Origin of the sequence: Microbacterium daqui, from assembly GCF_050408675.1 — a bacterium.
Lineage (GTDB): Bacteria > Actinomycetota > Actinomycetes > Actinomycetales > Microbacteriaceae > Microbacterium.
In genome coordinates this window covers 31,485-54,794 of record NZ_JBNTKF010000008.1, presented here as the reverse complement: position 1 = coordinate 54,794, position 23,310 = coordinate 31,485, and the positions used below count along the sequence as shown (strand labels likewise).

General features: G+C 62.7%; 24 protein-coding genes and 1 pseudogene. 16 read left to right on the top strand and 9 right to left on the bottom strand.

The genetic code is table 11. From position 1 onward, the window contains the following. Positions 1–278 precede the first annotated feature (278 nt). Positions 279–638 carry a hypothetical protein gene (locus tag ACQUSY_RS07170; protein ID WP_147825663.1) on the top strand — a complete coding sequence of 120 codons (360 nt, stop codon included), beginning with the start codon at positions 279–281 and terminating at the stop codon, positions 636–638. An 18-nt stretch (positions 639–656) separates the two neighbouring features. Here the strand turns inward: ACQUSY_RS07170 and ACQUSY_RS07165 are convergent, their stop codons facing one another. Next, positions 657–1,178: a hypothetical protein gene (locus ACQUSY_RS07165; RefSeq protein ID WP_428903803.1), complete on the bottom strand. Its 522-nt coding sequence runs from the start codon at positions 1,176–1,178 to the stop codon at positions 657–659. Positions 1,179–1,777: 599 nt separating this feature from the next. Then, positions 1,778–2,298 (bottom strand): annotated as a pseudogene (locus ACQUSY_RS07160) (transposase); the annotation flags it as partial. Between the two features lie 36 nt (positions 2,299–2,334). On the opposite strand from ACQUSY_RS07160, the gene ACQUSY_RS07155 reads away from it, so the two are divergent. Then, on the top strand, positions 2,335–3,213 hold the full coding sequence (locus ACQUSY_RS07155) for an NYN domain-containing protein (RefSeq protein ID WP_428903802.1): 879 nt from the start codon (positions 2,335–2,337) through the stop codon (positions 3,211–3,213). Positions 3,214–3,242: 29 nt separating this feature from the next. Here ACQUSY_RS07155 and ACQUSY_RS07150 read toward each other — a convergent pair whose 3' ends face one another. Then, positions 3,243–3,953, bottom strand: coding sequence for a cache domain-containing protein (locus tag ACQUSY_RS07150; RefSeq protein ID WP_428903801.1), 711 nt, complete (start codon positions 3,951–3,953; stop codon positions 3,243–3,245). Positions 3,954–4,015: 62 nt separating this feature from the next. Continuing rightward, the gene (locus tag ACQUSY_RS07145; protein WP_428903800.1) at positions 4,016–4,771 is read right to left on the bottom strand and encodes a FadR/GntR family transcriptional regulator; all 756 of its coding nucleotides are present in this window, start codon (positions 4,769–4,771) and stop codon (positions 4,016–4,018) included. Between the two features lie 211 nt (positions 4,772–4,982). Here ACQUSY_RS07145 and ACQUSY_RS07140 point away from each other — a divergent pair, with 211 nt between their 5' ends. The 5 genes from ACQUSY_RS07140 (at position 4,983) to ACQUSY_RS07120 (ending at position 10,116) form a co-directional block, all read left to right on the top strand. Then, the gene (locus tag ACQUSY_RS07140; protein ID WP_428903799.1) at positions 4,983–6,044 is read left to right on the top strand and encodes an ABC transporter ATP-binding protein; all 1,062 of its coding nucleotides are present in this window, start codon (positions 4,983–4,985) and stop codon (positions 6,042–6,044) included. 41 nt (positions 6,045–6,085) lie between these two features. Continuing rightward, positions 6,086–7,258 (top strand): extracellular solute-binding protein, encoded by a 1,173-nt coding sequence (locus tag ACQUSY_RS07135; protein WP_428903798.1) that lies wholly within the window; start codon positions 6,086–6,088, stop codon positions 7,256–7,258. A 70-nt stretch (positions 7,259–7,328) separates the two neighbouring features. Further along, on the top strand, positions 7,329–8,156 hold the full coding sequence (locus tag ACQUSY_RS07130) for an ABC transporter permease (protein WP_428903797.1): 828 nt from the start codon (positions 7,329–7,331) through the stop codon (positions 8,154–8,156). Between the two features lie 2 nt (positions 8,157–8,158). Then, positions 8,159–8,962, top strand: coding sequence for an ABC transporter permease (locus ACQUSY_RS07125; RefSeq protein WP_428903796.1), 804 nt, complete (start codon positions 8,159–8,161; stop codon positions 8,960–8,962). 41 nt (positions 8,963–9,003) lie between these two features. Continuing rightward, on the top strand, positions 9,004–10,116 hold the full coding sequence (locus ACQUSY_RS07120; protein ID WP_428903795.1) for a PLP-dependent cysteine synthase family protein: 1,113 nt from the start codon (positions 9,004–9,006) through the stop codon (positions 10,114–10,116). A gap of 53 nt (positions 10,117–10,169) precedes the next feature. Here ACQUSY_RS07120 and ACQUSY_RS07115 read toward each other — a convergent pair whose 3' ends face one another. After that, positions 10,170–10,904: a DUF1684 domain-containing protein gene (locus ACQUSY_RS07115; RefSeq protein ID WP_428903794.1), complete on the bottom strand. Its 735-nt coding sequence runs from the start codon at positions 10,902–10,904 to the stop codon at positions 10,170–10,172. A 57-nt stretch (positions 10,905–10,961) separates the two neighbouring features. Next, entirely contained in the window at positions 10,962–11,426 is a 465-nt protein-coding gene (locus tag ACQUSY_RS07110) for a DUF3817 domain-containing protein (RefSeq protein ID WP_428903793.1), read from the bottom strand. Positions 11,427–11,540: 114 nt separating this feature from the next. Here ACQUSY_RS07110 and ACQUSY_RS07105 point away from each other — a divergent pair, with 114 nt between their 5' ends. Together ACQUSY_RS07105 and ACQUSY_RS07100 are read left to right on the top strand one after the other, a co-directional pair. Continuing rightward, positions 11,541–12,248: an EI24 domain-containing protein gene (locus ACQUSY_RS07105; protein ID WP_428903792.1), complete on the top strand. Its 708-nt coding sequence runs from the start codon at positions 11,541–11,543 to the stop codon at positions 12,246–12,248. A 48-nt stretch (positions 12,249–12,296) separates the two neighbouring features. Continuing rightward, complete coding sequence (locus tag ACQUSY_RS07100; RefSeq protein ID WP_428903791.1) at positions 12,297–13,454, top strand: AI-2E family transporter; 1,158 nt, start codon at positions 12,297–12,299, stop codon at positions 13,452–13,454. Positions 13,455–13,457: 3 nt separating this feature from the next. Here ACQUSY_RS07100 and ACQUSY_RS07095 read toward each other — a convergent pair whose 3' ends face one another. Both ACQUSY_RS07095 and ACQUSY_RS07090 read right to left on the bottom strand, forming a co-directional pair. Further along, entirely contained in the window at positions 13,458–15,023 is a 1,566-nt protein-coding gene (locus ACQUSY_RS07095; protein ID WP_428903790.1) for an SDR family oxidoreductase, read from the bottom strand. Between the two features lies 1 nt (position 15,024). After that, the gene (locus ACQUSY_RS07090) at positions 15,025–15,630 is read right to left on the bottom strand and encodes a MarR family winged helix-turn-helix transcriptional regulator (protein ID WP_428903789.1); all 606 of its coding nucleotides are present in this window, start codon (positions 15,628–15,630) and stop codon (positions 15,025–15,027) included. Between the two features lie 106 nt (positions 15,631–15,736). Between ACQUSY_RS07090 and idi the strand changes: the two genes are divergently transcribed. The 7 genes from idi to ACQUSY_RS07055 are packed head-to-tail and all read left to right on the top strand — an operon-like array spanning position 15,737 to position 22,206. Further along, entirely contained in the window at positions 15,737–16,288 is a 552-nt protein-coding gene (idi, locus tag ACQUSY_RS07085; RefSeq protein WP_428903788.1) for an isopentenyl-diphosphate Delta-isomerase, read from the top strand. 5 nt (positions 16,289–16,293) lie between these two features. After that, positions 16,294–17,415 carry a polyprenyl synthetase family protein gene (locus ACQUSY_RS07080; protein ID WP_428903840.1) on the top strand — a complete coding sequence of 374 codons (1,122 nt, stop codon included), beginning with the start codon at positions 16,294–16,296 and terminating at the stop codon, positions 17,413–17,415. After that, a complete protein-coding gene (locus ACQUSY_RS07075; protein ID WP_428903787.1) occupies positions 17,412–18,383 on the top strand; it encodes a phytoene/squalene synthase family protein in 972 nt (323 codons plus the stop codon). Before ACQUSY_RS07080 ends, ACQUSY_RS07075 begins: the two co-directional genes overlap by 4 nt. Continuing rightward, a complete protein-coding gene (crtI, locus tag ACQUSY_RS07070) occupies positions 18,380–19,978 on the top strand; it encodes a phytoene desaturase family protein (RefSeq protein WP_428903786.1) in 1,599 nt (532 codons plus the stop codon). Before ACQUSY_RS07075 ends, crtI begins: the two co-directional genes overlap by 4 nt. Further along, a complete protein-coding gene (locus ACQUSY_RS07065) occupies positions 19,965–20,333 on the top strand; it encodes a lycopene cyclase domain-containing protein (protein ID WP_428903785.1) in 369 nt (122 codons plus the stop codon). The genes crtI and ACQUSY_RS07065 overlap by 14 nt, the downstream gene beginning before the upstream one ends. Continuing rightward, a complete protein-coding gene (locus tag ACQUSY_RS07060) occupies positions 20,330–20,662 on the top strand; it encodes a lycopene cyclase domain-containing protein (RefSeq protein WP_428903784.1) in 333 nt (110 codons plus the stop codon). The genes ACQUSY_RS07065 and ACQUSY_RS07060 overlap by 4 nt, the downstream gene beginning before the upstream one ends. Continuing rightward, a complete protein-coding gene (locus ACQUSY_RS07055) occupies positions 20,659–22,206 on the top strand; it encodes an FAD-dependent oxidoreductase (RefSeq protein WP_428903783.1) in 1,548 nt (515 codons plus the stop codon). The genes ACQUSY_RS07060 and ACQUSY_RS07055 overlap by 4 nt, the downstream gene beginning before the upstream one ends. On the opposite strand, the gene ACQUSY_RS07050 is transcribed toward ACQUSY_RS07055, so the two are convergent. Beyond that, the gene (locus ACQUSY_RS07050) at positions 22,178–23,308 is read right to left on the bottom strand and encodes a cytochrome P450 (RefSeq protein WP_428903782.1); all 1,131 of its coding nucleotides are present in this window, start codon (positions 23,306–23,308) and stop codon (positions 22,178–22,180) included. The genes ACQUSY_RS07055 and ACQUSY_RS07050 overlap by 29 nt on opposite strands. Positions 23,309–23,310 lie beyond the last annotated feature (2 nt).

Below are 23,310 nucleotides of genomic sequence, written 5' to 3'. Positions count from 1 at the left end.
CGGTGATCCCGGGTACGGGTGTGGTCATGGTGGCCGCCTTTCCTTGTTGTGGTTCTGACATGCTTTGTTATGACGGAGGCATCTGACACTGACTCCCGCCACGAGCGCGTCGCCTTGTCGAAGCCGATCGAGGCGAGCGTTTGCGCCTAACCTGGAGTAGCCGCTGCGCGCGGCGCGATGGCGAGCCAGGCGACGTCCGGCATGGTTCGTCCGCGTAGTCATCTCTTCATCTTGCTGGAGATTTTTGGCGTAGTGTCGACGTCAGGTATACAAGATGGATGAAGGAAGAGCGCGTCTTAGATCCTGAGTCGCAGGTTGAGTATGTCGTTCCTGCCTATTCGACTCCCGATGAGACCCTCGATAGAGCGCGGCGGATTGCGCAGGGGCGGTTGGGTCTTGTGTATATGGCTTCGTTTTCCACGCGCTATTTACCTCCGTTGGAGGACGAAGGTGGTGGAGCGGTTCCGATTTCCGACGGTCTGAGAGAACGATTGAACCGATGGTTCGACTATGGGCGCGAGCAACCTGACTCCTTTGCGGAAGACCCGGGGTACGTCATCTGGGAGATGCTCGGCGACGAGCTCTATGAGAAAGTCGTCGCCGAGCTATGGTCGTCCGCGGTCGTTGTGCGCCCCTAATTAAGTTGCTATTCCCGGTTAGCTCGGATAGCAGGTCTGTGTGTTCTGATCTTTTGGCGGGTACGCGGTAATGAGCCTGTCACTGTCGGTCGCGAAGACCACAATGATCCGCTTCGAGAGGACTACTTGGAAAGTGTCCATGCGGTACCACTGGACTTTCGCGATTGCGCAACGTTTGCTATTCCCGGGGTTGTACCCGGTGTTTTGCCAGCCGAAGAGGACCATCCCCGCGGACTGCGCCATGAGATCGTCCCAGCTTTCAATCCCTTGAGACTCAGGCACCCAACCGAGCGCCTCGCCCGCTGTCATTAGTTTGTTCCAGTCGGTCTCGTGCTTTTTCTTAATGTGTCGGTACCCGTAGTAATCATTCCCACATTTGAGCCTCACATCTTGAATTTGCCCGTCTTTCGCAAATTGGTAATTCATGAACACGTCGTTCTCGTTACCTATCTGGATGCAGCTGACCCATTGCCCAAAATCAAGCAGGTAGGGCGAAATCGATGGGCCCTCAGATGGCGCGTCCTCCGACTTGAACGGCACTTCGTCTAGAGGAATCGGAGTGCCATCTGCACCGACGACGTATGCAGCGATCAGGGGCTCTTCTGAATCAAGTGCGCCAGGAAATCGGCGGGAGCCGGGACGAATGATACGAGATTGGCCAGAAAGGTTGCGGTGACGGCCGCCGAGAGAACGCGATGCCGGCGATGCCTAAAAACCATGGTTATAGTCCCCCTATGCAGTTCTACATGTGTCCAGCAAAGCTAGCAGACACTTCCAACGAGCCAGAAGACGCCGCCGACGACGCGGGCGAACCGCGGCGAGCGCGGTCGTTTGGGTTATGGAAACAGCGGCCCCCCTTGCTGCGAGTGTTGATTGGGGTTGGTGGGGTCAATACCCCCGCGCTGGAAGTGGGACTTCACCCGGAGGCCGGGGCCTGGGTTGCGAACGCGGGACGGCTGTCTTCTTCGACATCGGCCCGGCGGAGTCAGTTCTGCAGGGTGGCTTCGTTGATACCGAAATCGGTGGCGATCTGTTTGATGGTGACGCCGCCCTCACGGCTGCGAGCGAGCGCGACGACGGGGCTCGTCAAGTTTTCTGTGTAAGAGGTTCGGAGTTTGGTCGTCAGAGTAGGGAGTGATTCATTCGGGGTAGGCCAGCGCCAGCTGCTCGAGTGCCTGTTTCCGGTTCGTGGTGACGTTGCCCTCGATGCGCCTTCGGGACGCTTTGCGTTTTACGGCGAGGGTCCGCGTTCCTTTTCGTTCGCCGGCGCGTTTATCCTCGATGTCGCAGACCGCCAGCCAAAGCAGCTTCACCACAGCGGCATCGTCGGGGAAATGCCGTCGGTTCTTGGTGATCTTCCGCAGCTAGTAGTTCAGCGATTCGATCGCGTTGGCCGTTAGATCACACGTCGCAAGGCGGGCGGGAACGCGAGGGCCTCCAGCACAGCGTCCTCGTTTGCGGCCTGGTAGATCGGCTTCAACGCCGCCGCGACGGCCTTGCGGTCCTTGTAATTCACCAACCGCATCGCCGCGCGGATGAGGTGCACGACACAGGTCTGCACGGTCGCTGTCGGCCAGGTCGCTGCGATCGCCTCAGGGAATCCGGTCAGCCCGTCGCAGCAGACGATCAGCACGTCACGAACGCCGCGATTGGCGAGCTCCTAGGCCTCATCACCCAGAAGTGACAGACTGTGCGCATGACTGAATCAGCTCGCGTTGCCGTCTATCTCGACTTCGACAACATTGTGATGAGTTGGTACGACCGCGTGCACGGTCGCAACTCTTACAGCAAAGATCGTCAACAGATCACCGCCGACCCGACCGACGCTGCCATCGCCGATCGGCTCGCGGCCGCGGCCATCGACGTCGGTGCCATCATCGACTATGCCGCGAGCTACGGCACGCTCGTGCTGACGCGCGCCTATGCCGACTGGTCAAACCCGGTCAATGCGGAGTATCGCTCCCAACTCGTTGCCCGTGCCGTTGACCTGGTGCAGTTGTTTCCGGCTGCCGCGTACGCCAAAAACGGTGCCGACATTCGTCTCGCCGTCGACGCGGTGGAAGACATGTTTCGCCTACCCGACCTCACTCACGTCGTGATTGTCGCCGGCGACTCCGATTACGTGCCCCTCGCGCAGCGCTGCAAGCGTCTCGGACGCTACGTTCTGGGTGTCGGCGTTGCCGGTTCCACCGCCAAGTCCCTCGCCGCCGCGTGCGACGAATTCGCCACCTACGAGTCTCTCGAAGGTGTCGTGGTTCCGGTCGCCGAAGAAGAAAAGAAACCCACCCGACCCCGCGGCTCGCGCGCCGTCAACCGCAAGGTGGACGACCCGCAGGCGACAGCCAAGACACTTCTCGAGCGCGCACTGCGCATGGGTCAAGAGAAGGAAGACGCCGATTGGCTACACTCCTCGGCGGTAAAGCAGCACATGCGCCGTATGGATCCGTCGTTCAGTGAAAAGGCGCTCGGATTCCGCTCGTTTTCCGACTTCCTCAAAGCGAACGAGGCGATCGCTGAAATGGAGGAAACCGGCCACGAACGCCTCGTGCGCTTCCGCGAGCAGAGCACCGAGTAGTACCGCTCAACGGCCGAGTATTCGCCTGCTCAGCGGGAGTTTCCGACGAGCACGTCGAGGGCAATGCCATCACACGATACCCGCGTGTGCCCCTCAATGGTTCCGCCCCGCACGACATCGCCCGTCGCCCACTCGGCATCTGTCGATACGACGACACGAGATACGCCGTTCACGAGCGTGACGTGCGCGCCCAAATCACGCAGCAGGGGCGTGAGGTGACGCTCGACCGAATCAATCAGGAGGTCGAACGCGAGTACGCCAACAAACGCACCATCAACGCGTACCGGGGTAGAAATGGTGATCGTGTATTCATCGCTGCAGAGGTAGTCGACGTAGGGGCCCGCGACATGTGAAATGCCGGAGAACAACGGCACCCGAAACCACTCCAGCTCCGAGTAATCGATGCGCTCCTTGTTCACCGTCTGTGCGGCAAGAATGAGCTTGCGGCGTTCTGCGCCCTGCCACCAGGCCAAGTGGCTGCGCGAATCGCTCAGCAGGTCGAGCGCCGCGATAAAGCCCGCACCATACACAGGTGCATTGATCGTGTCGAAGAGCTGATCGGCGAACGGCGCGACGAGGGAATCGAGCTTATTGGCCGACATGGAACCACGAGAAAGCTCGTCGGCAATCGCGTCGGCCACGGGCTCGGCGAGGGCTTCCAGCACGAGAATCGGCGGGCGGAAGTAGTCGGCGATGATCGAAGCGGCGCGATCAGCCGTAGCGGGTGACGGCATCGTCATAGAGGTCTCCGGGTTGAAGGGATTACTGCATCGTACTCATCGCGACGGGTTCGGCACGATTTCTAGATTTCCGATTGCATAACGACGAGGTCGTGAACGGCGCGGGTTACGAACTCTTCGATGGCCGTGCCAGCGGCCGTTGCGTCGCCTTCGCTTACCGCGACAGCAGCGTCGCGGAGGTGGCTTCGCAGGACGAGGCGAGACTGCGGGTCGCCGTCAATGAGCCGCAGGTAGGGGCTCAGTTCGGACTGCAGTTTCATTTGCTCACGCGTGAGCCGTGCCGACTGGCTGAGGGCCACCAGTTCGACCTGTACATCATCGAGCGTGCGGCGCCACGCGCCGAGGTCTGATTCTTCGGCGCGATCGATGCGCGTAACGAGCGCCGTCGCCTCGGCAGGGTCAGCGCGTCGAGCTGCTAACCGCACGGCGCCGACCGTGATTGCTGCGTAGTGCGCACCGAGGTCTCGAAGCGCGAGGCGCGACGACGATTGCACGGCCTGACGCGCGAAGATGAGTGGGTCGGCCCCCTCGGCCACGAAGCTTCCGCCGTTGCGGCCGCGGCGCGTGACGATGAGCCCACGCTCACGCAAAACGCCCAGCGCTTCACGCACGGTGACGGGGGCAACGCCCAGCGTTCGCGCGAGGTCTTGCTCGGCCGGCAGCCGCTCCCCGGCGCGCAAGTGACCTCCCGTGATCGCCTCGGAAAGACGGCGCTCCACGAGTTCAGCGCGGCCCTCGTCACCGATCGGCAAGAACAGCGCACCCTGCATGCGGTGCGGGGCTGCGGATTTCTTGGCGGTGGCGGTCGAGGCTGGCATCGGCTCGATTCTTTCATTCCTTTCTGCGTATACACGGCACGCATGGAGGGGTGTTGCATCGCCACCGATGCCATCCCCAAAGCGTGGTGAATCGCTCACGCTCTGCGGTGCATGTTACGCCCGGGAAACAATTTCGCAAAGCACTTGCAATCTATCCTCTGCTTTTATATGTTTACTCACACCTTGTGATCAAAGATGACTGAGGAGCCAGATGCGCACCGATGCCCAGCCCACGACAATTGCCGTCACCGACGACTTGCGCGCTGCGGTCTCGCTGACTAACGTCACCAAGACCTTCGGCGACTTCACCGCCGTGAAAGACCTCGAACTGCACGTGCAGAAGGGCGAGTTCCTCTCGATGCTCGGCCCCTCGGGTTCGGGCAAGACCACGGTGTTGCGCATGATCGCTGGCTTCGAAGAGGCGACGAGCGGAACCATCATGCTCGGCGACACGGACGTCACGAACCTGCCGCCGCACCGCCGCCAGGTCAACACGGTCTTCCAGGACTACGCACTGTTTCCGCACCTCACGATCGCCCAGAACGTCGCCTATGGCCTCAAGGTCCGCGGCGTCTCCCGCGCCGAGCGTGACAGCGCGGTTGCGACGGCACTCGAGCAGGTGCGGCTGAGCGCGGTCGCTAACCGTCTCCCCCACCAGCTCTCCGGTGGCCAGCGTCAGCGCATCGCACTGGCGCGCGCCCTCATCCTGAAGCCCGAAGTTCTCCTGCTCGACGAGCCGCTCGGCGCCCTCGACAAGCAGTTGCGTGAAGAAATGCAGATCGAGCTCAAGCAGATTCAGCGCGAAGTCGGCATCACATTCATCTTTGTCACGCACGATCAAGAAGAAGCCCTCACCCTGAGTGACCGCGTCGCCGTCTTCAACAACGGCAAGATCGAGCAGATCGGTACCGCGCGCGACGTTTACGAGTTTCCACAGACCGAGTTTGTGGCGCGCTTCTTGGGACTCTCCAACATTCTTCCCGCGAGCGTTGCGGGCGGCGCGGCCGTCGGTTCCATCAGCATCCGCCCCGAGCGCGTGCGCGTCGTCCCCACGGGGTCGGCGCCAGCCACCGGTGAAGTCTCACTGTCTGGCGTGATCTCTGAAACCGTCTACACCGGCCCGACGACCCGCTACATCGTCGAAGCCGACGGCGGCCACCGCGTCATCGCGGAGGCGCAAAACGCCCACCACCCCGCCGACCTTGCACCATTCGGTCGCGGCGACACCGTGCGCGTCGCGTGGTCCAGCGACCACGCGGTCGCGCTCCCCTAGAACCAATTCCCCCAGCAATCCATACCCAACAAGGAGACACCATGCGTTCACGCATTATCGCCGGCGCCGCTGTCGCGGCAGCCGCAACGCTCGTCCTCGCCGGATGTTCCTCCAGCGACGGCGGATCCGACGGCCTCTCGATTGAGGTTCCCGATGTCCCGATGATCCAGGAAAAGGGAGACTACGAGGGCGAAGTCAACATCGTCGCGTGGTCGGGCTTCGTCGAGCCCGCCTGGTCAGATGAATTCACCGAGCAGACCGGATGTGTCGTTAACCGCAAGGTCGCAGGAACGAGCGACGAAATGGTCCAGCTCATGCAGAGCGGCGACTATGACCTGGTTTCGGCTTCAGGCGACGCGAGCCTCCGCCTCATCGTCGGTGGCGACGTGCAGCCGCTCAACCTCGACCTCATCCCCAACTTCGGTGATGACATCGTGGCGGGCATGAAGGGTCAGATCTACGACACCCTGAACGGGAAGAGCTACGGTGTGCCGATCGGCCGCGGTGCCAACATCCTCCAGTACAACTCCGATGTCGTCACCGAAGAGCCCGACAGCTGGAGCGTCGCGTGGGAGGCCGACAGCCCCTACGCCGGCAAGATCATCGGGTACGACGCCCCGATCTACATTGCCGACGCCGCGATCTACCTCATGGCAACGCAGCCTGACCTCGGCATCAAGAACCCCTACGCGCTCGACCAGACGCAGCTTGATGCCGCTATCGCGCTGCTGCAGGAACAGAACAAGATCGTTTCTGAGTACTGGGCAGACCCGGCCGCACAGATCACGTCGTTCGTCGGTGGCACGACAGACCTCGGAACCTCGTGGGAGGTTCTGCGCAAGCTCGCAGAAGACGACAAGTTCAAATCGGTGCTGCCGAAGGAAGGGTCGACCGGTTGGTCGGACGCCTGGATGCTCGCAACCGAGTCGGCAAACCCGAACTGCGCGTACGAGTGGATGAACTACACCTCGTCTCCTGAGGTGAACGGTGCGATCGCGATGAACTTTGGTATGGCTCCGGCCAACGCCGCGTTCTGCGAGCTGAACGACGAAGCCAAGGCGCACTGTGACTACTACAACGCCACGGACGAGGAGTACTTCAAGAAGGTCTGGTTCTGGACCACCCCGATTGAGCAGTGCATTGACGGTCGTACCGACGTGACCTGCACCAACTTCCAGCAGTGGACCGACGCGTGGGCCAAGGTCAAGGGCTAATACCCATCCCGTGGGCGGGAGTTCTACTCCCGCCCACTACCCCCCCACTCTTCACAGAACGGATCGACGCATGAAACGTCGCGGACAGCTCGCCGCACTGCTGGCGTTGCCGATGGCTTGGCTCGTCGGTATCTACATCTTCTCGCTCGCGATGATGCTCATCACGGCGTTCTGGACGACCGATACGTTCACTTCGAAGGTCAAGCCCGGCTTCACGCTGCGCAACTTCGAGCAGCTGTTCACGAACAGCGCCTACTTCTCCACCGCACTCAAGACGCTCGGGATCGCGCTCGGCGTGACCGTGTTGTGCGTGCTCATCTCTATTCCGCTCGGCATCTTCATGGCGAAGATTGCCAAGCCGTGGCTGCGGGCGGTGCTTGCCGTCGCGATCACGATGCCGCTGTGGGCTGGCTACCTCGTCAAGATTCTCGCGATGCGCATCGCGTTCACCGAAAACGGCTTCGTCAACTGGCTGCTCGCCCCGATCGGTGCCCACGGCCCCGGATTCAGCGAGTTCACCACGATCCTGACTCTCACATACCTGTGGCTGCCGTACATGGCTGTGCCCGTCTACACCGCCATTCGTCAGTTGCCCGCCAACCTGTTCGATGCATCAGCCGATCTCGGTGCCGGCGCCGGACGCACGATCTTGGGGATCGTGGTTCCGCTCATCAAGCCCGCCCTCATCGCCGGCTCTATCTTCACGTTCTCGCTCAGCCTCGGTGATTACATCGCCGCCAAGTTCGTCGGTGGCTCGACCCAGATGATCGGTAGCCTCATCGCCCTGAACATCAACCTCAACCCGCCCCTTGCTGCCGCTTTCTCCATGGTTCCGATTACCTTCGTCGTCATCTACCTGCTCAGCGTGCAGCGCACGGGCGCTCTGGAAAGGATGTAATCATGCTTCGCCTCTCAACCGGAGCCAAGGTCATCCTCGGCATCATCGTCGTCATCGTGCTGGCGTTCATGTACATTCCGCTGTTCCTCGTGATCAGCAATTCGTTCAACGCAGCCCGTATCTCGAGCTGGCCGATTCAAGAGTTCTCCACCGATTGGTGGGCCAAGACGTTCGTCAACGAGCCCGTGCGAGACGCACTGCTGAACTCCGTGATTGTTGGCCTCGGGGCCACCGCCATCGCCCTCGTACTCGGCACCCTCGTCGCGTACGCTCTGCAGCGCTACGACTTCTTCGGCAAGCAAACCGTCAACCTTCTCGTCGTGCTGCCGATCGCGCTACCCGGCATCGTCACCGGTGTCGCGCTGAACAACACGTACAACCAGGTTCTCGAACCCATCGGCATTCACGTCGGCTACTTCGGCATGATCATTGCGCACGCCACGTTCTGTATCGTGATGGTCTTCAACAACGTGTTCGCACGCTTGCGTCGCCTCAGCCCCAACGTGGAAGAGGCGTCGCGCGACCTGGGCGCGACGCCGCTGCAGACGTTCCGTCTCATCACCTTCCCGCAGTTTCGTAGCGCCTTCATCGCCGGCGGTATTCTCGCCTTCGCGCTGAGCTTCGACGAGGTTGTCGTGACGATCTTCACTGCTCCCCCGGGCGTTGAAACCCTGCCACTGTGGATCTTTAACCAGATGGCACGCCCGAACGAAGCGAGCATGGTGAACGTGGTGGCCACGATCGTGATCGTTGCGTCGTTCATTCCGGTGTGGGCATCTCAGCGACTGTCGAAGGAGATCGACTAGGCGGCGACTAAGCTCGGAGCAGCGAGACCTGAGGGAGTTCGATGCGCACGCCACCCAGCATTCTGACCGACACCACCACAATTGATGTCGATCGCAGCGACGCCAGCTACGACGCCTGGGTACAGAACGCGATTCGCGCGGTCAACGCTGACGCACAGCGCACCGCCGACACCCACCTGCTGCAGTTTCCGCTCCCCGCCGAGTGGAACATCCAGCTCTACCTCAAAGACGAATCCACCCACGTCACCGGCTCTCTGAAACACCGCCTTGCGCGTTCGCTGTTTCTCTACGGGCTGGCGAACGGGTGGATTCGTCCGGGCGTTCCGGTGATCGAAGCCTCCAGTGGATCAACCGCTGTTTCTGAGGCCTATTTTGCTCGTCTCATCGGGGTTCCGTTTATCGCGGTCGTGCCCCGTTCGACGAGCACCGAGAAAACGCGCCTCATTGAGTTCACCGGCGGAACCGTGCACTACGTTGATGACGCGCGCACCGTGTCGAGTGAGTCGGTTCGTCTCGCCGAAGAAACGGGCGGCCACTTCATCGACCAGTTCACCTATGCGGAGCGCGCGACAGACTGGCGTGGCAACAACAACGTTGCCGAGTCGATCTTCCGCCAGATGACCGAAGAGCCGCACCCCGAGCCGACCTGGATTGTCACGACCGCCGGAACAGGCGGAACGTCGGCCACGATTGGGCGCTACGTGCGATACACGCAGCGTGCGACGCGCATCGCCGTTGCCGACCCGGAGAACTCCGCGTTCTTCGCCGGATGGCTTGAGGGCAACGTGCAGGAGCGGTGCGAGACACCGGGCCGCATCGAAGGCATTGGTCGTCCGAGCGTTGAGCCCAGCTTCTTGCCGACCGTGATCGACCGCATGATGAAAGTGCCCGATGCGGCGAGCATTGCCACGATTCACGCGCTCCAGCAGCGCATGGGCCGCATGGCTGGCGGCTCGACCGGCACGGGCCTGTGGGCGGCGCTGCGCATTATTGCCGAAATGCGCTCGCGCGGAGAGACGGGCAGCGTGCTGACGCTCCTCTGCGACGGTGGCGAGCGATACGTCGACCGCTACTACAACGACGATTGGCTCCGCGAGCAGGGCATCGACACGGCGCCGTACCTCGCCATGATTGACGAGTTTCTCGACGCGTAGTTGATGACGGAACCAATGGTTCCGTCATCAACTACGCCACGGCTTTGGCGTCGCTACAGCGAGAAGCCCTCGGCATACTGCACCTTCGTCTCACCGGCACGCACCGGGAACGGGAGACGGTTGCGCAGCGGCGGCAGCGGGCAGTTCATTTGGTTGGAGAAGCCGCACGGCGGAATCTCGGCGGTGTTGAAGTCGAGCGTGACCGGCAAAACGTCGCCGGTCTTCAGCGCGCGACCCAGGTCAGGCAGCTGCACGTAAAGGAAGCGCCCGGCACCATACGACTCCGCGCCGTTTGTCTTGTCGGCAAACACCAGCTGAAGCCCAGGGCCGCTCGGCAACGTCGTGTCAAGCGCCTCGACGCGGTACTCGGTGCCCTCGTGCGTGAAGACGAGGTCGCCGGAGACAGCGTGACGGCGCAGGGCGCCACCGTCGCGGATGTGCTCGAACGGAACCACGCGGTCGGCATCGACGAATTCGAAGCGTCCGGTGATCACCCAGTTCGGGTCGTAGTCGTACGAGCCGATGCCTTCGAAGGCCTGGGCGGCCGGTGAATCCTGCTGCCACACGCGATAGCCGTGCTGCATGTCGCCGCTGTCGATGTGCGGTCGGCTGAGGCGCGTGAGCTCAGCGGTCGCCGGAAAGCCAGCGAGAGCGGTTGCTTCATCCGGAATCGGCTCACCAGGCTGATCCCACTGCGTCAGCACGAGCGCCAGCGCGCCGCGCGGTGCGGTGACCTCGGCGATACGGTCGGCGCGAAACTGTTCGAACTGGCTCTCAGCGGTGCTCACGCCTCTATGTCACCACGAATCTGGTGACTGCGGCAAACGCGCAGTCACGTGACGTTATTAGTTCTTACCGCCGGGAGGGCCCACCATCAGCAACACCGTGTACAGCGCGACAATCGCGACCACGATGAGGAGCGCCAGAGCCCATGGGCGGTTCAAGAAGAAGCGCATCCAGACGTCATACCAGCGGCTGTCGCGCGGGTCGTCCGTCTTCTCCAAACGCCAGGCGCCCTCGAGCATCCCGCGGCGGTGCAGTGCAACGTCGACCGGAACCGTCGCGTACGGAATGACGGCGGCAGCAATCGCGAGGATCGTCGGGCCCACCTTCCAGCGCTGGTTCATGGCAACGAGAATGGCGGTCGCGCCGTACGACAGGAAGATGAAACCGTGAATGGCGCCGCCAATCGTGACGACAATGCCGGGAGCACCGAGCGCACGCGCGATGAGCGCAGAAATCAGGATGGTCCAGGTGATGACCTCGGCGATAGCCAGAGTGCGAAACAGCGTCTTAGGTGCGCGGAACACGGGTCTCCTCGAATTGGGGCGGTTTTCGCCTCCGCCAGCCTAGTTGTCGTGGCTGAAAGCTTGCCGACGCCCTGTCGGGAAGGGGTCCTTCACAACACCTTTTAGGATGATCAGATGCGCGACTTTATTCGGGGTGTTCGCGACTTTTTGGGATCATTCGCATGGTTCCGTCGCACCCCCAAACAAATGCGAAATGCACTCATCTCTGCCGTGCTGGTGTGGCTGCTGTTGGCCGCCGCGGTCATCACGTTTGCGGTGTTTTTACCGACGATCATCATCGCGATCACACCGTTCGCCGATGAGTGGAACCCGGCCTGGGCGACGATCTTCCGGGTGGGAGCAGCTCTCGGCATGCTTGCGGCCGTGTTGTACTTGGCGACTCGGGTCTACCGCTCACTCACTGTCATCGTCGCCGAGCACTCCTATGTGCGGTTGCGCCGCGCTGTGGCCGCACACGCCAGCTCATCGCTGGAACCGCAACGCGTGAAGGTCTCCAGCCAAGTGGGCAATACGCTGTTCGACCTGGTCACCGGCCTGCCGCTCGCGATCGTGGTGTTTTTGCTGTCGCTCATTCCGATCGTCGGTGTTGTTTTGAGCTGGACGGTCGCCGCCGTCATGTCAGGCCGAGAGTTCGGTGAAGAGCTCATAAAACCATCCCTCACCGATGAGACGGTCATGAAGGAAAACCGCTCGCGGATCGCCGGGTTCGGTATCGCGGCCAACCTCACGATCCTGATTCCCTTCGTCGGTATGCTCGCGATGCCGGTCGCTGTGGCCGGTGCAACGGCGCTCGCAACGAAGATCGCACCACACGGCAACTAGGCGCACCAATGCGGGACTTTTCAGACAGAACCCCGTAACTTCGTTGGCATGGGACTCTTCCGACGCCACCACCAACCGCCGCTGCCCCTACCCGTCGCACTCGTCGACTCCTCGAAGCCAACCGTGTGGTCCGATGGCTTCGGCAAGCTCGCTACTCGCGCGCTCCAGATCATCATTGTGATCGTGCTGACCGCCGGGGTCATTTTCGCGATGCGCACGCTCAACGTCGTGGTTATTCCGGTCATTCTGTCGATCATCATCGCGTCAGCTTTCGCCCCCGTGATGGGATGGCTGCGTGCTCGCGGACTCTCCTCGACATGGGCAACGGTCGTGGCATTGCTCGGCATCGTTGTGGTGCTCGGTGGTGTTATCGGTCTCATCGTGTGGCAGGTTCGCACCCAATGGCCGATGCTCGCGGAGAAAGCCACCGAAGGGTGGAACGTTGTGGTGGACTGGGCCACCCACCTTGATCTCCCCTTCGTCATCACGAGCGAACAGATTGACGAATGGCTCGGTAAAGTGGGCGACTTCCTCACCAGCGCGCAGTTTGGTTCCGGGGCCATCGCTGGCGTCGGCGCCGTCGCCAGCTTCCTCACCGGACTCGTGTTGATGATCGTGGTGCTCTTCTACTTCTTGCGTGATGGCCGTGGCATTTGGGAGTTCATGCTGCGCCCGTTCCGCGGCACCAATGAGCAGCGCGCTCGCCGCGTCGGAACCAAGACCGTCGAAACGCTCGGATCCTACGTACGCGGAACAGCTGCGGTGGCAGCGGTCGACGCCATCGGTATCGGCATTTTCCTGTTCATTTTCCAGGTTCCGCTCGCGCTCCCCCTCGCGGTGCTCGTGTTTCTGCTGGCATTCATCCCGCTCGTGGGTGCGACCGTGGCCGGCATTCTCGCAGCCCTCGTCGCCCTCGTTGCCAACGGCCCGATTATCGCGCTTGTCGTCATCGGTATTGTCATCGGGGTCAACCAGCTGGAAGGCAACTTCCTGCAGCCCGTGCTGATGGGGCGTTCGCTGAAGCTGCACTCCCTCGTGATTCTGCTCGCTCTGGCCGTCGGCACCCTGCTCGGCGGTGTGCTGGGCGCGGTGTTGTCGGTACCGATTGCCGCGGTGGCGTGGGGCATCATCCAGGTGTGGGATGGCCCAAACACGCCGGCATCGTGGGCACGCAAGCGCGATCGGCGCCCGGTGGCATCGGCATAGCGATCAGGAGTCGGCGGCCTCGGCGGTCGCAACGATGCGCTTGACCATGCCGCTGAAAATGAAGCCGTGGAATGGCAGCATGGCAAGCCAATACAGGCGCCCGGACAGGCCGCGAGGAAAGAAGACCGCACGTTGACGGTAGGTGGAACCATCGGGTTGCGGCTCGATGGCAAACTCGAGCCACGCTTCGCCGGGCACCTGCATCTCGGCGCGAAGCCGCAGGAGCCTTTCGGGTTCTAGGTGCTCAACGCGCCACACGTCTACTGCGTCGCCCAGGGTGAGCTGGCGGCGTGAGCGTCGACCGCGCGTCATGCCCACACCACCGGTAATGCGGTCCCATAACCCGCGCAACGACCACAGCACCGATGCGGAATACCAGCCCGTGGTTCCGCCAATCTGTGTCACCACCGTCCAGACCGCCGCCGGCGTCGCACGACTTTTTCTGCTGCGCTCATCGGTGAACACCGTGCGCCCCGCCCACTCCGGGTCACTCGGCATCGGATCACTCGGTGCGAGCGGCACACGAGAATCAACCCAGCTCGTCTCAATCTCATCGAGAGCAATGCGTCCGAGCGCGAGTTGCACCGCTCGGCGGTACGGCGTGAGACCGCCCGCGGGCCGCACGATGACATCGTCAATATCGTGGTTCTTCATGACGCAGTCGTGCTGGAGCGATTCGACGAGCGGGCGCGCGATGGCTCGGGGCACGGGCGTGACGAGGCCAACCCAGTGCGACGCAAGCTTCGGAGTCAGTACGGGCAGCGCCGCGATGCCTCGTTGCGGCAGACCCGCCTGGACCGCGTAGCCGTTCATCATCTGGCCGTAACGCAATACGTCCGGGCCGCCGATATCGAACGCGTGGTTGAGAGAACCGGGCACCTGAGCAGCCGCGAGCAGGTAATAGAGAACGTCACGAATAGCGATCGGCTGGATGAAGTTACGCACCCACCGCGGCGCGGGCATGTACGGCAGCACTTCGGTGAGGTGGCGCACCATTTCGAAAGACGCGGAGCCAGAACCAATAATCACGCCGGCTTGCAACACCAGTGTCGGCGTGCGGGAGTTGAGGAGGATCTCACCAACTTCGCGCCGTGAGGCCAGATGTGCCGAAAGCTTCACCCCATCGGGGTGCAAGCCTCCGAGATAAATCATGCGTGCCACCCCTGCGCGATCGGCAGCACCAGCAACGGTTTCGGCAATCGCACGATCCGTTTCCGCAAAGCCACGCCCCGCAGTCATCGAGTGCACCAGATAGTAGACGACGTCGACGCCTGCTATGGCGGCGTCGACGGCACGCGCGTCGCTCGCGTCTCCCGCTGCTATGTCGACGCGTTCAGACCACGGCAACGCCTCGACACGAGAACGCGCCCTCGTCATGACCCGCACCCGGTACCCCGCGGCCAGCAACCGAGGCACGAGACGGCCGCCGACATAGCCTGTCGACCCGAGGACCAGCACGAGGGGAGCAACAGCGCCTGACGCACTGACCGCACGCAAATCGGGCTCCGTGCCCCTCGGGAAGGTGAGGTCGTTCGTTGGTTGCTGGTCGCGGGCCGCGGTGGCCGACATGTCACTCCTCCGGTTCATCCTGCTTTCGCACGGTGGCGTTACCCACCCAATCCGCACGATCAACACTGATCGCGGCGGTCATGTCGTTGAGAAATTCCGTCACGATGTCACGCTGCACCGTTGTCAGTCGAGCGGCGGCGTAAAAGCGACGCGCTTGCTGGCGGCCGACAACACGTTGGACGAGTGCCTCGGTACTGGGCGTGACATCAATGCGCAGCGCCCGCCGGTCGACGGGGTGTAACGCACGCGTAATGTGACCGGCACGCTCCAACCGATTGAGAAGCTTGGTTGTTGATGCGGGCGATGCCTGTAGGTGCTGAGCGAGCATACCGGGCGTCACGACTTCACCGTCACGACTCACCGTCACGAGAAAGCGCAGCGCCTTCATGTCTTGCACGCTCAGCGCCATCGATTCTCGCGACGCCTCAGCGAGTTCACGCTCGGCGTCACGCAGGCGCGCCAGGGCATTCATGACGGCCGTAATGTCGTCACGATCAGCCTCGGAGACATCGGGGGCATCGATCGTCGCATTCTGCGCAGACGCGTACACGAACGCGTCGAGGTCAGCTTCGACCTGTCCGGCGTGTGTTTCCCCGCGTACGTCCATCCGTCAATCCTTGCGCTTCTGCAAGCCCCTGCCAAATTAGTATCCGATGGTTTACTATATCGCTAAAGCTATTAAATTGGTGGCTGGAAAATCACAGGAGGCGGCAATGGCTGAATCGCCAGAACTGGTCGTCTTGCTGGACAATGACGGCGTCCCACGGGGCTCGCTCCCCAAGCGCGACGCCCATAGCGTAGACACTCCCCTCCACTTGGCGTTCTCGTGCTACATCTCCAACGAACGGGGCGAGCTCCTGGTGACGAGACGCGCGCTCACGAAACAAACGTGGCCCGGGGTCTGGACCAACAGCGTCTGTGGACACCCCGCACCGGGTGAATCGATGGCCGACGCTGTTGAACGCCGAGCTCGTTTCGAGCTCGGCGCCACGATCACGAATCTCACCCTGCAGCTTCCCGACTTTCGCTATCGCGCGGTCGATGCCTCCGGCATCGTCGAGAACGAGATTTGTCCCGTCTTTACTGCTGAGCTGGCGAGCCCGCTCGCCCCGGAAGCGATCGAAGTGAGCGAATGGGCGTGGGTTTCTCCGGCCCACCTCGCAATCGCGATCGCGGCGGCACCGTTTGCTTTCAGCCCGTGGTTGCGTGAACAACTTCCGCTACTCACCAGCATCAATGCCTTCGCAACGGTGCGTGCGTCGTGACGACCATGCGCGAGCGTCAGCGACCCCTCGAAGGCGCACGAACCGAAATCGCCGAGCGGCTGGGTGCCCTCTTGCAGGCGAAGTCAGCCTTGGCCGCCGCGCACGGACCCGATTTCGCGGAACTGTGGCAACTGACATCACAGAGCGCGCAGGGCGGCAAGCTATTGAGGCCCCGGCTGGTCGTAGGCATTTTCGATGGCTTCCGTGCCACCGCCGCTCCCGACCCAGAAACCCGTGAGGTTGCCGTCGACCTCGCCGTCGCCGTTGAGCTGTTGCACTTTGCTTTTCTGCTCCACGACGACCTCATAGACGACGATGTGACTCGTCGCGGCGTACCAAACCTCGTGGGCAGGCTCACCGATCTCAGCACGACGCCCACGCACCCTTCAGCCGACACCCCTGGTTCCGACGACCTTACTGAGGTCCGTCGACTGCACTGGGCACGCAGTAGTGCGCTCCTGATGGGCGACCTCGTGCTGACGATCGCACACCAAATTTTTGCGCGTGCTCGGGTCGCTGAAGCCGAGCGGTTACGGCTGCTTGATCTCCTCGATGCCGGCGTCACCGAAACGGTTGCCGGCGAATACATTGATGTCAGCCTCGCAGACGCGCAGGTCACTCCCACCCTGCCACTCGTGCTCGATATGACCCGGATGAAGACGGCAACGTATTCGTTCGAGCTTCCGTTGCGCATCGGCGCTATCATCGCCGGCGCCGGCGAGCTGGCGGAGCAACGCTTGGGTGCGATCGGACGCCACTTAGGAATCGCTTTTCAGCTCCAGGATGACCTGTTGTCGGCCTTTGGGCAGAGCGAGACGCATGGCAAAGACCAGTTCTCTGATTTTCGAGAGGGCAAAGAGACGGCACTGATTGCATGCGCCCGACTGACCAACGAGTGGCCGCTCATCGAACAGCTTCTCGGTGCTGCCGACTTTTCGGAAGAGTCGGGGCTCGCCCTGCAACGGCTGCTGGAAAGTTGCGGGGCGCGCGACGTGATTGAGGCGATGGTTCACGATCAGCTCGAGCTCGCCGAGCAGCTCATCGCCCATAATGATGGCGTTATGGCCACCGACGTGTGTCAGTTTCTCGGCGATTTGATGAGCCGCATGGCGGGGCGTCGATCATGAGTCGTGACTTCGATGCTCTGGCCCCGCTGGAGCGCTACTCCGCAGCATCGGAGCGTGCCGCCGACCAGGTGATTCGCGCGTACTCAACCTCTTTCGGAGCAGCCACTCGCCTGTTGGGGCCACGGCATCGCCGCCACGTGCGAAACATCTACGCCCTGGTGCGGGTGGCCGATGAGCTGGTTGACGGCGTCGCCGCCGAAGCACACCTGCCTTCAATTGAGCAGCTTGCTCGGCTCAACGCGCTGGAAACCGAAACCAACAACGCGATGCGCACCGGGTACAGCAGCAACCCGATCGTGCACGCTTTTGCGTGCACGGCTCGCACCTCCGGCATCGACGCGGGTCTCACCGGTCCGTTTTTCGCGTCGATGCGCACCGACCTGGAGCCGGTGTCGATTACCGGGCGAGCGACGGAACCAGCGCGCACGTCGGCACCGGAGACTCTCGTTGCGAGCGGCACCGGGGTGGTCTCCGCAACCGGTCACCGCTTCGACGACGATGCGCACGCCAGCTATGTCTATGGTTCTGCCGAGGTTGTCGGGCTCATGTGTCTTCGGGTGTTCCTGCGCGAAGAAACGGTGAATGACCAGCAGCGCCAGCAACTCGAGCACGGCGCGCGAAGCCTCGGGGCGGCGTTTCAAAACGTGAACTTTCTCCGCGATCTCGCCGACGACACCGAGCGGCTCGATCGTAGTTACCTCAGCACTGACGACGTCATTACAGACGACTGTAAGGCCGATTGGGTGGCAACGATCCGAGGCCAGCTCGATGCCGCGCGCGACGTACTTCCACTGCTCCCCCGTGACGCGCGCATCGCGGTCGACACCGCTCGCCGGCTGTTCTCGAAGCTCACCGATCGCATCGATCAACGCACCGTGACGCAACTCATGGGTCAGCGCGTGCGCGTACCGTTGCCGGTCAAGTTGGCCCTTATCGCCCGGGCCATTGGCTCTCGAGGTAGCGCATGACCCGCACCATCGTCATCGGCGCTGGCATCGCCGGGCTCGCAACCGCGGCCCTGCTCGCGCACGAAGGCCACGACGTCACCGTCCTCGAGCGCGCGCCCCGCGTCGGCGGCCGGGCCGGCACTCTCGAACGCGACGGGTTTCGTTTCGACACGGGCCCGTCGTGGTATCTCATGCCGCGCGTGTTCGACCACTTTTTCGAGATGCTCGGTACGTCTACCGCGCAGCAACTTGACCTGCGCACGCTGAACCCGGGCTATCGTCTGATCACCGAACCCGACCACGGCGATGCCTCGGTCAACATCACTATTCCCTACGGTTCCGACGCCGTCCAAGAGGTCTTCGAGACCCTCGAGCCCACGAGTGGGCCCGCGCTTCGCCGCTACCTCCGCTCCGCACGGCACGCATCAGATCTGGCCGAGCGATTCTTTCTGTACAACCCGTTTACCAGCACGCGTTCGCTCCTGCACCGCGACGTTGTGACGGCGCTCCCCCAACTCAGCACCCTGTTGTTCACATCGCTCCAGCGGTTTGTGGCACGCAGGTTCCGTCACCCTGCGTTGCGTCAGATCCTTGGCTACCCGGCAGTATTTCTCGGCACTGACCCGAGGCGCGCCCCCGCGATGTACCACCTCATGAGCGCGCTCGACCTCGATGACGGCGTGCAGTACCCGATGGGCGGTTTCTGGGCGCTCGTGCAAACGATCGAGCGCCTCGCGCGCGATGCGGGAGTGACAATCGTGACCGGTGCCGAGGTCACGGAGATCCTCACGGAACCACGTGCCAACCGACGTCGCGCGGTCGGCGTGCGTTGGCGTGATGCCGCGAGCGCCCACCACACCGAGCACGCTGACATCGTGGTGTCGGGCGCTGATCTGCACCATACCGAAACCGCGCTGTTACCGCCCGAAGCGCGGAGCTATCCGGAGTCGTGGTGGCGGCGCCGTGAGAGCGGCCCGGGCGGCATCCTGGTTCTGCTTGGCGTGTCCGGGGCGTTGCCACAGCTCGAGCATCACTCCCTCCTTTTCACTCATGACTGGGACGCGAACTTCGACGCCATCTTCGGAGGCGCGGTTCCGCAGCCAGCGTCACTCTACGTGTGCAAACCGAGCGCGACCGACCCAGACGTGGCGCCGTCAGACCACGAAAACCTCTTCGTACTGATCCCGATGCCTGCAGACATTGCTCTCGGCACCGGCGGCCCCGATGGTTCCGGTGCTCCGGCGATCGAGGCGGCGGCCGATCGCGCTATCGATCAGATTTCGCGTTGGGCGGGTATCGACGACCTGCGTGAGCGCATCGTGACGCGGCACACGATCGGCCCCACCGACTTCGCGCGTGACTACAATTCGTGGCACGGGGGCCTATTGGGGCCGTCGCACGTTCTGCGGCAAAGCGCGATGTTCCGCCCCCAGAATGCCTCGAAGCGTGTTGACGGGCTGTATTACGCCGGAGCGACGACCGCACCGGGCGTTGGCGTGCCCATGTGCCTCATCAGTGCGGAACTCGTGTTGAAACGCATTCGCGGCGACCACTCCGCCGGACCAACGACACGTAGCCCGGCGAAACCGGAGGGCCAACTACATGGCAATACCTGATTCTCTGCAGTACATCGCCCTCATGGCGGGCTGCTTGCTGCTGACGTTACCGCTGGAGTTCGTTTTGGGGGCGCGCGTCTATCGGCGCCCGCTCCGTCTCGTACAAGCAGTACTGGTCACCCTGTTGGCGTTCTCCGTGTGGGATGCGATCGCCATTGCCGCTGGCATGTGGACGTACAGTGAACAGTTCACGAGCGGCATCATGGTCGGCTTCGGTCTCCCGCTCGAGGAGATCATCTTCTTTATCGCGATTCCGATTTGCGGCATTCTCACGTACGAAGCGGTGGGCCGCGTCTTCACGCTGGTGCGTTCGTGGTCACGGCGTGAGCGCGTCGCGCAAGAAGGAGACCGATGAACCCGCTCGCGGCATACCCTGTGGCGACCCTCGTGACCATGATCGCGGTGGTGTTGATCGAGGTGCTCTGGTTGCGCACCGGCATCTTCCGCACCGCACAGTATTGGGTAGCCATGGCGATCATGTTTTCCTTTCAAGTACTCGTCGACGGCTGGCTCACGAAACTCTCCGATCCGATCGTGATTTACAACCCAGACACGTCTCTCGGCGTGCGGTTTCCCTGGGATATTCCCATCGAAGACTTCGGGTTTGGTTTCGCGATGCTGACGCTCACGATCATCGTCTGGAAGGCGCTGGGAGCGGAACCACGTGAGGGGCACAGTCGGTGAGGCCAACGTTTCCGGGGCGCGATCGTCGCGCCGTCTTACTCCCGGCACCCGAGGGTGCGCAGCGGGTGGCGCGGCCGCGCACCGTGGTCGTTGTCGGCGGCGGCATTGCGGGGCTCGCGGCCGCGTGCGGGCTCGCGGAACGGGGCGTCGATGTTGAGCTGATCGAACCACACGCTGAACTCGGGGGTCGGGTGCGGGCCTGGCAAACCTCGTCGGCAGCAGGCTCCGTGACGATGAGTCGAGGGTTTCATGCCTTCTTCCGGCAGTACTACAACCTGCGCACCCTGCTCGGCCGTGCTGGCGACCTCGACGACATGCTGCAGCCGGTCTCCGACTACCCCGTCGTCAGCGCTCACGGCGACCGTGATTCGTTCACTAAGATTCCACGCACACCGCCCTGGAACTTTGCCACCTTCGTGGCACGCAGCCCCACATTCACCGTGCGTGATCTCGCACGGGTCGACCTTGACACGGCGCTCGCGCTCCTCGATGTGTCGTTTCCGCAGACGTACCGTGATCTCGAAAACGTCAGTGCTGCCGAGTTCTTAGACCAATTGAAGTTTCCCCTTCGAGCTCGGCATCTCGCGCTGGAGGTGTTTGCGCGGAGCTTCTTCGCCCACCCGCATGACTTTTCTGCGGGTGAACTAGTCGCAATGTTCCACTCGTATTTCCTTGGTTCAGCCGAAGGTCTCTTGTTTGACGTCGCACGCGACGACTTCGACACCGCACTCTGGCGACCGCTCGGTGATGCACTTGAGATTCGCGGCGTTCGACGCACCACCGCTCGGGTGACCGAAGTGGTGCGCAGTGACACGGGCTGGGAAGTTGCGCGTGATGACGGCGAGCGTACACACGCCGATGGTGTGGTCCTTGCCGCCGGCCCTGCCGCAACGCGAGACATTGTGGCGGCGTCGCCAGACGTCGGCACACCGACGTGGCGAAAACGCGTCGCCAACGTGCAACTCGCTCCCCCGTTCGCCGTGTTGCGATTGTGGCTCAACGGGCCGGTGCGAGAAGATCGCCCCGCATTTCTGGGAACCACGGCCTACGGCCCCCTCGACAACATCAGCGTGATGGAGCGATTCGAACGCGGCGCCCGGGAGTGGGCGGCGACCAATCGCGGAAGCGTCGTAGAGCTCCACGCCTACGCAATCGATGAGGTGAAAGATGGCGGTCGCCAGCTTATTTCGACGCTACGCGCTGAACTGGCGCGCGTGTACCCCGAGACCGCGCCGCTCACGGTGATCGCTCACGAACTACTGATCGAACAGGACTGCGCGCTCCTCGGCACGGGCTCCTGGGAACAGCGCCCCGAGGTCCGCACCCCCGCAACCGGCATCGCGCTCGCGGGAGACTGGGTGCGTACCGACCTCCCGATTGCGCTCATGGAGCGCGCGGCAACAACAGGCTGGATGGCTGCCAACGAACTGTTGCGCGATTGGGGCGTTGCGGGCCATCCGCTGTGGAGCGTGCCGACGTCGAGTCGTCACCGGTGGCCCGGCGTCTCCCGCGCGCTTATGGCTCGGTTTCGAAGCCGAGCATAAAGTCTCGCCACTGGTATCCCTGCACGAGGGTGTCGAACTGACGGCGCGGAGGGGCAGCGATCGTCGCTCCCGCGCGCAACAGCGTACTGATGAGCACATCGGTCTCCATGAGCGCGAGGTGCGAGCCGGGGCACCGATGAGCACCATCTCCAAAACTCAAGCCGGTGCGCTCGGCGGCTGCGAGGTTCCGCTCGGGGCACAGCTCACCAGGCCCCGGGTCAAAGACTCGCGGGTCGGTATTGCTCTCGCGCACGTCAATGTCGACGAGCGTTTGCGGGGCGTACGGGCATCCGGGGGCTTCAGACTGCACACGGCGATAGAGGTGGGCGACGGGCGGCTCAAGTCGGATGATCTCACTGAGGATGGCCGTGCGTTCGGTCGCGTCGGCAACGCGATAGCGTGCCAAGAGTTTCGGGTTCTCGTGGAGGCGCAGCATCGCCATACTGATGAACTCGCGGGTGGTCACCATGCCGGCGGTGCCATACGTGAGGCACTCCATCAAGATCTCGCGGGGTCGGTAGCCGCGGTTCAGTAGATGCGTGATGATGTCGTCGGCAGGGTTTGCGCGGCGGGCGCGGATCGCGGGGCGCACGTCTCGCCAGTAGAACTGCGCAAGCGGAACCAGGGCATCGCGGGCAGCACGGGCCCAGTCTTTGTTGGTGCGCCCATAATCGGCACGCGTGTGATCGACGGGTGGCTGGTTAAAAAAGGCTTCAAGCCGCCGAGCAAGCGCTGCCGTGTCACCCGGCCCCAGCCCGACGATTTCGGAGGCCACGCGCACGGAGAACATCAGGGCAAGGTCATCGAGTTGGGCACTGCCGGTTTGTCGCGCCTCGTCGACCATCTCTGCGGCCGCCTTCTCGATGAAACCGCGGTGCTGTTCGAGCGCACGGGGGCTAAAGAACCGCACGAGCTGACGGCGATGCTCCCGGTTGCCGGCGCCGTCGTCCATCAGGATGGGGCGGCGACGAAAGACCCTGGCTGGAATCCGCTCGGCGGTGAAACCAGCTTGCGTCGTCGCATCTTTCGCACGCAGCAGCGCCTGGCTCTGAGCCATCGTGGTCAGCGTCACGACAGCGTGCGAAGCGGGCTCCGCAACCATGT